Below are 7,391 nucleotides of genomic sequence, written 5' to 3'. Positions count from 1 at the left end.
CGTCGGTGGTCGCTTCGGCGTCGGTGTCGGCGGCGGGGCCGGTCTCCGACACCGACGGCGCCGCGGGCGTGGCCTGCTCGGCGTTGCTCGTCTCCGCGGGCCCGGGGCCCTCCTGCGCCGCCGGCGTGGCGCCCTGGTCGGCGGCCTGCGCAGCGTCACCCTCACCACTCGCCTGCGGTGCGGATGAGCCGGCGTCCGTGGACGCCGGCGCATGGGACCGGGTGCGCGGCGAGCGCGCGGTGCGGCCGGCCCGGCGGTCGGTGGCGCGGGTGGCGGCGGCGGACAGGTCGGCGAGGTCGCGCTCGAGCCGTGTCATCACCGCGCGGTCCGCCGCGTTGCGCCGCGCCGCGATCTTCGCGGCCCGTCGGCCGAGGACGAGGACGGTGCCGAGCAGCAGCGTCGGCACCACGCCTGCCACCACCGTCACGCTCGCCAGACCGAACGCCAGCCAGCCGACCGTGGTGGCGGCCAGCAGCACGAGGGTGAGGACCAGGCGCCGACGGGCTGCGGCCCGGCGCCGGCTGATCTCGGCGGCGCGCGCCGCGCGGGCGGCGGCCAGCCGCCGCGCCACGGCAGCGGCCCGCTCGCTCTGGGTGGTGGGCCTGTTCACCGCGGGTGCCTCCGTTCGTCGTCGCGGACCGTGCAGGTAGGGCCGGCTCCCCGCCGTCCCGTGGTGCTCCCCCGGTGCGGACCGCCGCACCGTCGCCCCGGTGGCCACGATGCGCAGCGTCCCCGAGAAGCGGTCCTCCACGCGCGACTGCCCGAGCTGGTGGCGGGTCTGCACGAGGTGTGGGACGAGGTAGCCGAACAGGATGACGGCCAGTCCCACGACCACCCATCCCTGTACGTCCACGACACGAAACTAGCCGGGGGGCGGTGCACCGTCGGGACCGTCCCCGGCGTGTCTCGCCCGCGTGCGTCGCCAGCGCTCGAGCAGGCCGCCGGGGACCTCCTCCGCGACGAGCGCGAAGGTGCGGTGGTCGCGCCAGTCGCCGTCGATGTGGAGGTAGCGGCGGCGCAGGCCCTCGTCGCGGAAGCCGAGCTTCTCCACCACGCGCAGACTCGCCGCGTTCTCCGGCCGGATGTTGATCTCCAGCCGGTGCAGGCCGAGCTCGGTGAAGCAGTAGTCCCCGGCCAGGGCCACGGCGGTGGGTGCCACGCCCCGACCCGCGACGTGCCGGCTCACCCAGTAGCCGATCGCGGCGCCACGCAGCGAGCCCAGGAGGATCGGCGACACCGACAGCTGGCCGGCGAGCTCGCCGTCGACCTCGATGACGAAGGTGAGCGCCTCTCCCCGGCGGGCCAGGCGCCGGCTCTCGGCCACGTAGTGACGGAAGCTCGCCGGCGCCTGCGGGACGGGGCTGGTCGCCTCCCAGGGGCGCAGCCAGTCGGCGTTACGCGCACGCAGCTCCTGCCACGCGGCGCGGTCGCGGTAGCGCAGCGGCCGCAGCCGCACGCCGGCCTCCTCCAGCAGGACCATCAGCCGTCGAGGACGAGGCAGGACAGCCGGGTGCCCGGTGCGATGTCGGTGACGTCCTCCGGGACCACCGCGAGCGCGTTCGACCGCGCCAGGGCGGAGAGCAGCAGCCGGCCCGGGTCGCCCACCGGGGTGGCCCGGTAGCCCTCGGCCGGGGACCCGGCGAGGGTGACCCGGACGAACTCGCGGCGGCCGGCCGGGGAGTACCAGCCGGTGGTGGTCTCGGCGGTGACGGTGGGCCGGTACAGGTCGGTGTACCCGGCCATGGAGAGCACTGCGGGCCGGACGAACACCTCGTAGGCGACCTGGGCGGCCACCGGGTCGCCGGGCAGCGCGAAGAGCGGGGTCCCGTCCCCGATGTGCCCCACCCCGAGCTGGCGACCGGGCCACATGGCGACGTTGTCGAAGCGTACGGTGCCGAGCGGTGCCAGGACCTCCTTGACGGTGTCGTTCGAGCCGTGGCTCAGACCGCCGGTGGTGATGACCAGGTCGGCGCGCACGAGCTGGTCCTCCAGGGTGTCGCGCAGCGGGCCGCGCTGGTCGGGGACGGCGGCCACCCGGTAGGTGGCGGCGCCGGCGTCGTGTACCGCGGCGGCGAGCGCGTGGCCGTTGGCGTCGTACACCTGGCCGGGCTCGGCGTCCTGGCCCGGCTCGACGAGCTCGTCCCCCACGGAGACGACGACGACACGCGGCCGGGGATGCACCGTCACCCGGCCGCGTCCGACCGCCGCGAGCAGCGCGACCTGGCGGGCACCGACGCGCTCACCGGCGGGCAGCACGACCTCCCCGGCGCGGACGTCCTGGGCACGGCGGTCGACGTTCTCACCGGGCCCTGCCGCCGTGCGGACCTCGACCTTGGCGGTGCCCCGGTCGGTCTGCTCGACGGGCACGACGGTGTCGGCCTCGACCGGCAGCGGGGCCCCGGAGGCGATGCGCACGGCGGTGCCGGCGGGGAGCCGGGTGCGCTCGACGCTGCCGGCCCGGATCTCGTCCAGCACCCGGAGCGTCACCGGGGACGCCGGCGAGGCCGTGGCGACCTCGGCGGACCGCAGCGCGTAGCCGTCGAGCCCCGCGACGTCGGCCGGTGGCAGGTCACGGGGCGCCAGGACGTCCTCGGCGAGGACGCAGCCGACGGCGTCGGCGAGGACGACCTCGAGCGGGGGCTGGAGCGCGACGGCCGCGAGGCATGCGGCCAGGTGCTCCTGGACGCTCCTCACCGGGGCGGGACGCTGGCCGCCGGGTCGGAGCTGAGCTCCACGTGCCGGCCGGCGACGAACTGCTCGAGCCAGGCGGAGAACTCCGGGCCGAGGTCCTCGCGGTCGACGGCGAGCTGGACGACCGCCTTGAGGTAGTCGAGCTTGTCACCGGTGTCGTAGCGGCGACCGCGGAAGACGACGCCGTGGACGCCGCCCCCCTCCTCGGCAGGCATGCGGGCCAGGGTCTGCAGGGCGTCGGTGAGCTGGATCTCGTTGCCGCGGCCGGGCGGGGTGTTCTCCAGCACCTCGAAGACCGCGGGGTGCAGGACGTAGCGCCCGATGACCGCGAGGTTCGACGGGGCCTCCTCCACGGGCGGCTTCTCCACGAGCTCGGTGACCCGGACGACGTCGCCGTCGGGCACGCCGGCGAGGCTCACCGGCTCGACCGCGGCGGCGCCGTAGAGGTTGATCTGGGAGCGCTCCACCTCGAGGAGCGCGATGACGGACCCGCCGAGCCGCTGCTGGACGTCGATCATCGTGGGCAGGATCGGGTCGCGGGCGTCGATGAGGTCGTCCCCGAGGAGGACGGCGAAGGGCTCGTCGCCGACGTGCTCCTTGCCGCACAGCACGGCGTGGCCCAGCCCCTTGGGGGTGCCCTGGCGCACCGAGTGGATGTCGGCGAGGCCGGTGGGGCGCTGCACCTCGGCGAGCCGCTCGGCGTCGCCCTTGGCCTCGAGGGCGTCCTCGAGCTCGATGTTCCGGTCGAAGTGGTCCTCGATGGCCGACTTCCCGCGTGCAGTGACGAGGAGGACGTCGCGGATGCCCGCGGCCGAGACCTCCTCGACGACGTACTGGATGGCCGGCCGGTCGACGACCGGGAGCATCTCCTTGGGGACCGCCTTGGTGGCGGGCGCGAACCGGGTGCCGAGCCCCGCGACCGGGACGACGGCCTTGCGGACCGGGGTGAGGTGTTGGTGCTCCATGAACGAAGGTTACCCACCGGAGCGGACCGGAGGTGCCCGGGTGTCGATCCGGTCCCGACCCCGGACGCACGTGTGACAATGGCGCCATGTCGACGGCGATCCGCTTGCCCAGCACGTCCGGCCTGGAGCTGGAGGACGCGAAGCAGGCGTTACGCGAGGCCGTCCGGTCCTACCGTTCCTCCCGGTCCGCCCGTCAGCGGCAGCTGGCCGCCGAGGCGTTCGCCCGGCACGGCGTGGAGGCGGTGGGCGACGCCCGCTGCGTCGCCGCCTACGTGTCGGTCGCCGCCGAGCCGGACACCGGAGAGCTGCTCGGTGCCCTCCACGCACGCGGGATCACCGTCCTGCTCCCGGTACTCGGCCCCGGCCTGGTGCGCTGCTGGGGGCGGTACACCGGCCGTGACGACCTCGCCCAGCGTGCCCCCGGGCGCCCGCCCGAGCCCTCCGGTGAGGTGCTCCCGGCGGAGGCGCTCGCCGAGGCGGAGGTCGTCATCGCCCCGGCGCTGGCGATCGACCGCACCGGGGTGCGGCTCGGGCAGGGCGGTGGGTGGTACGACCGCGCGCTGCTCCACCGCCGCCCGGAGACCCCGGTCTTCGCCATGGTCCACGAGGCCGAGCTCATCACCGACGACCTGCTCCCCCGGGCCGAGCACGACCAGCCGGTCGACGCCGTCATCACCGAGGAGCGGTGGTTCCTCCTCACCGGCTCCTCCTTCTCCGCCGGCGCCTGACCGCCGCCCCCGGGCGGTGTGGCCTGCCGGTCAGCCGCCGGGGGCGCGCAGGGTGCTGGTCGCCCCCGCGGCCTCCTCGACGGCGTCGCGGCTGAAGGGCCAGGGGAAGGCCTCCCCGGCGGCCCACGCCTCCAGCTGGTCGGAGTAGTACGCCGAGGCGGGGTGGCCGGAGACGCCGGTGAAGTTCACCCACAGGGAGCGGTCGAGGTCGCCCAGGTCGACGACCATGCGCATCGAGGGCACGGCCGTGACGCTGTAGTCACGCCGTCCGTCGTTCTCCGCGCCGGCGTCCCACCCGGTGGCGTTGACGATGCTCGACCCACCGCCGACGCCGACGGGGCCCGGGTTGGCGAACCACTGGAGCGGGGCCGGGACGTCGGCGCCGAGCACCGGGTGCTGCGGGGCGACGACGTGCAGCTGGGACCAGCGCCAGTCCTCCGGGTTCTTCCCCAGGGTCTGGGTGAGCTCGTTACGGGCCGCCGTGAGCGCCTGGAGGAGGATCTCGTCACGGCTCTCGACGAGGTTGATGGTGCGCCGGTCGTCCCACCACGGGTTCGTCGGGTCCTCGAGGAGCCAGCTGACGACGACGAGCCACCGGCTACCGCCGTCCGGGCTGAGCGTGGCGGGCAGGTCGTCGCGGAAGGTGAGGTCGAGGAGGTTGGCCCACACCGCGGCGAAGTACGCGGCGGCGGCGGAGTCCCCGCTCTGCTGGTACCCCTCGTCCGCCCAGTCGCGCAGCAGGGCGACGGCCTCCCGGACGAAGGGGTCGGTGACGGTGACGTCGAGCAGCGCGGGCACGAGGAGCTCGGCGTACGGGCTGAACTCGTCGCCCATCGCGGCGTTGGCCCACTCGGCGTCGATCGGGGTGCCCGTGGCCGTCGCCTCCGCGATGAGGTCGCGCAGCCGCTGGGAGCGGAAGCCGTAGTCCCAGTCACCCGTGAGGAAAGGGCCCTGGCCGGCGGGCTGCACGGCCTGGTTCGCGGCGACGATGAAGCCTTCGGGCGGGTTGAGTGCGCGCGGCATGTCGCTCGCCGGGACGTACCCGGCCCAGTCGTAACGGCCGTCCCAGCCGGGGCGCGGCCAGCTGCCGTCGGAGGGCACGGGCCCGTCCTCGACGTCCTGGCGCACCGGGATGCGGCCGGGGGCCTGGTAGCCGATGTCGCCGGCGGTGGTGGCGAAGACGATGTTCTGGGCGGGAACCTCGAAGAGCGCGGCGGCGGCCGCGACGTCGTCGGCGTCGCGGGCGCGGTTGAGGGCGAAGATCGCATCGGCGGTGCGGCCCGGGGTGAGCGCGGTCCACGACATCGCCACGGCGTAGCCGCCGAAGCCGGGGGCCGGGGAGCCGTCGGGCACGGGGGCGTTGTTGGCGGCCGCGGTGTCCGGCAGGATCCCCGAGACGATCGGGCCGTGGACGGTGGAGGCCACGCTCAGCGCGTCGTCGGTGCCGCCGTTGACGCGGATGGTCTCGGTCCGGCGGTCGAGCGGGACCCGCTCCCCGTCCCGCAGGTAGGTGCCGTCGTCGTAGACGCGCTCGAGGTAGAAGTCGATGACGTCGGCGCCGAGGTTGGTCAGCCCCCAGGCGAGGTCGGCGTTGTGGCCGATGATGACGCCGGGCATGCCGGCGAAGTCGAAGCCCGAGACGTCGAAGGTGCACAGCGTGCTGACCTCGCGGCAGTGCAGCCCCACCTGGTGCCAGATCCCCGGGGCGCTCACCCCGAGGTGGGGGTCGTTGGCCAGGAGGGGCTGCCCGGAGGCGGTGTGCTCGCCGGAGACGACGAAGGAGTTGGAGCCGATCCCGTCGCCGTCGCCCAGGAGGCGGGGGCTGGCCTGGAGCGCCTGGTAGGCGCTCTCGACGGCGTCGACCGCCTCGGCCGGCGCACTCCACGAGGCGTCCTCGACGTCGGCCTCCGCCGCGCTCTCGGGCGGCGGGATGATCGGCAGGTTCGTCTCCTCGGGGTACCGCGGGTAGAGCTCCTCGACCCGCGCGACGTCCCCGCCGAGCACGCGCACGGCGGTGGCGCGGCCGAGCTCCTGGTCGTAGTTGGCCGACAGGTCCCACGCCATCGCCTTGAGCCAGGCGAGGGAGTCGATCGGGGTCCACGGCTCGATCTCCCGCAGCTCGGTGACCAGGTCGAGCACGGTGTACTCCACACCGAGCTGGCTGGCCTCCCGGTTCTCCAGGTAGGCGTTGACGCCGTCGGCGTAGGCCTCGAACAGCGCCCGGGTCTCCTCCGACAGGAGGTCCCACTCCTGCTCGGCGACGCGCCGCCAGCCGAGCGTGCGGATGACGCGGTCGGCGGCCAGCGCGTTCTCGTTCTCCCCCACGAGCTCGGACACCCGCCCGGCGGTGACGTGGCGCCGGTAGTCCATCTCGAAGAAGCGGTCCTGGGCGTGGACGTAGCCCTGGGCACGGAAGAGGTCGGCGTCGGTGTCGGCGTAGATGTGGGGCACGCCGCGCTCGTCGCGCAGCACCTCGACGTCGCGGGTGAACAGCTGCAGCGTGGTCTCCCCGCCGTGGTCGGGCAGCGGACGCCGCACGAGCACCACCGCCAGCGCGGCGCCGGCGACGAGCACCACGACGACGACGGCGGCGACGACGAGGACGAGCCGTTGCAGGAGGTTGGAGCGGAGCACGCACCCGAGCGTATCCGCATCGGCCGACGCCGGCGGCGACCCGCGCCGCGGGCTCCTCCCCCGCCCGCGGTGGCGTGCTGGGCGTCCACAGCGCCGCTTCGACCCTCCGGCGGCACGGACGCCGTCGGTAGCGTCGGACGACGACGTGTCCGAGTCGTGTCCAGCACCCCGGAAAGGCCCACCCCCACCGCCGCCGCACGTACCGACGCGGCAGCGGGTCGACAGAGGAGAGACGCATGGCCGCCCGCCCCGTGCCCCCGTCGCGGCGGCGCACGGCCCGCGTGCGGCGAGCGCTGTGGCGCCGGCGGCACGCGCTGCTCGCGGCGGCCGTCGTCCTCGCACGGGCGACGGCTCACATACCCGTCGGCCTCGA

General features: G+C 75.0%; 5 protein-coding genes and 1 pseudogene. 1 reads left to right on the top strand and 5 read right to left on the bottom strand.

The features are described 5' to 3' along the window. From Q0195_RS04890 to galU, 4 genes and pseudogenes are all read right to left on the bottom strand, one after another. Positions 1–853, bottom strand: a pseudogene (locus tag Q0195_RS04890) (hypothetical protein); the annotation flags it as partial. A gap of 9 nt (positions 854–862) precedes the next feature. Further along, the gene (locus Q0195_RS04885) at positions 863–1,480 is read right to left on the bottom strand and encodes a GNAT family protein (RefSeq protein WP_299275353.1); all 618 of its coding nucleotides are present in this window, start codon (positions 1,478–1,480) and stop codon (positions 863–865) included. Continuing rightward, entirely contained in the window at positions 1,480–2,694 is a 1,215-nt protein-coding gene (gene glp / locus Q0195_RS04880) for a gephyrin-like molybdotransferase Glp (RefSeq protein WP_299275350.1), read from the bottom strand. Before glp ends, Q0195_RS04885 begins: the two co-directional genes overlap by 1 nt. Beyond that, the gene (galU, locus tag Q0195_RS04875; protein WP_299275347.1) at positions 2,691–3,656 is read right to left on the bottom strand and encodes a UTP--glucose-1-phosphate uridylyltransferase GalU; all 966 of its coding nucleotides are present in this window, start codon (positions 3,654–3,656) and stop codon (positions 2,691–2,693) included. The genes glp and galU overlap by 4 nt, the downstream gene beginning before the upstream one ends. Before the next feature lie 86 nt (positions 3,657–3,742). Between galU and Q0195_RS04870 the strand changes: the two genes are divergently transcribed. Further along, the gene (locus Q0195_RS04870; protein ID WP_299275346.1) at positions 3,743–4,384 is read left to right on the top strand and encodes a 5-formyltetrahydrofolate cyclo-ligase; all 642 of its coding nucleotides are present in this window, start codon (positions 3,743–3,745) and stop codon (positions 4,382–4,384) included. Positions 4,385–4,414: 30 nt separating this feature from the next. On the opposite strand, the gene Q0195_RS04865 is transcribed toward Q0195_RS04870, so the two are convergent. Next, the gene (locus Q0195_RS04865) at positions 4,415–7,018 is read right to left on the bottom strand and encodes a penicillin acylase family protein (RefSeq protein WP_299275344.1); all 2,604 of its coding nucleotides are present in this window, start codon (positions 7,016–7,018) and stop codon (positions 4,415–4,417) included. Positions 7,019–7,391: the final 373 nt, after the last annotated feature.

It is taken from the genome of uncultured Georgenia sp., from assembly GCF_937958535.1.
In the GTDB taxonomy this organism is placed as follows: Bacteria; Actinomycetota; Actinomycetes; order Actinomycetales; family Actinomycetaceae; genus Oceanitalea.
The sequence above is the reverse complement of the archived record's forward strand: the minus strand, read 5'-3'. Positions and strand labels throughout refer to the sequence as shown.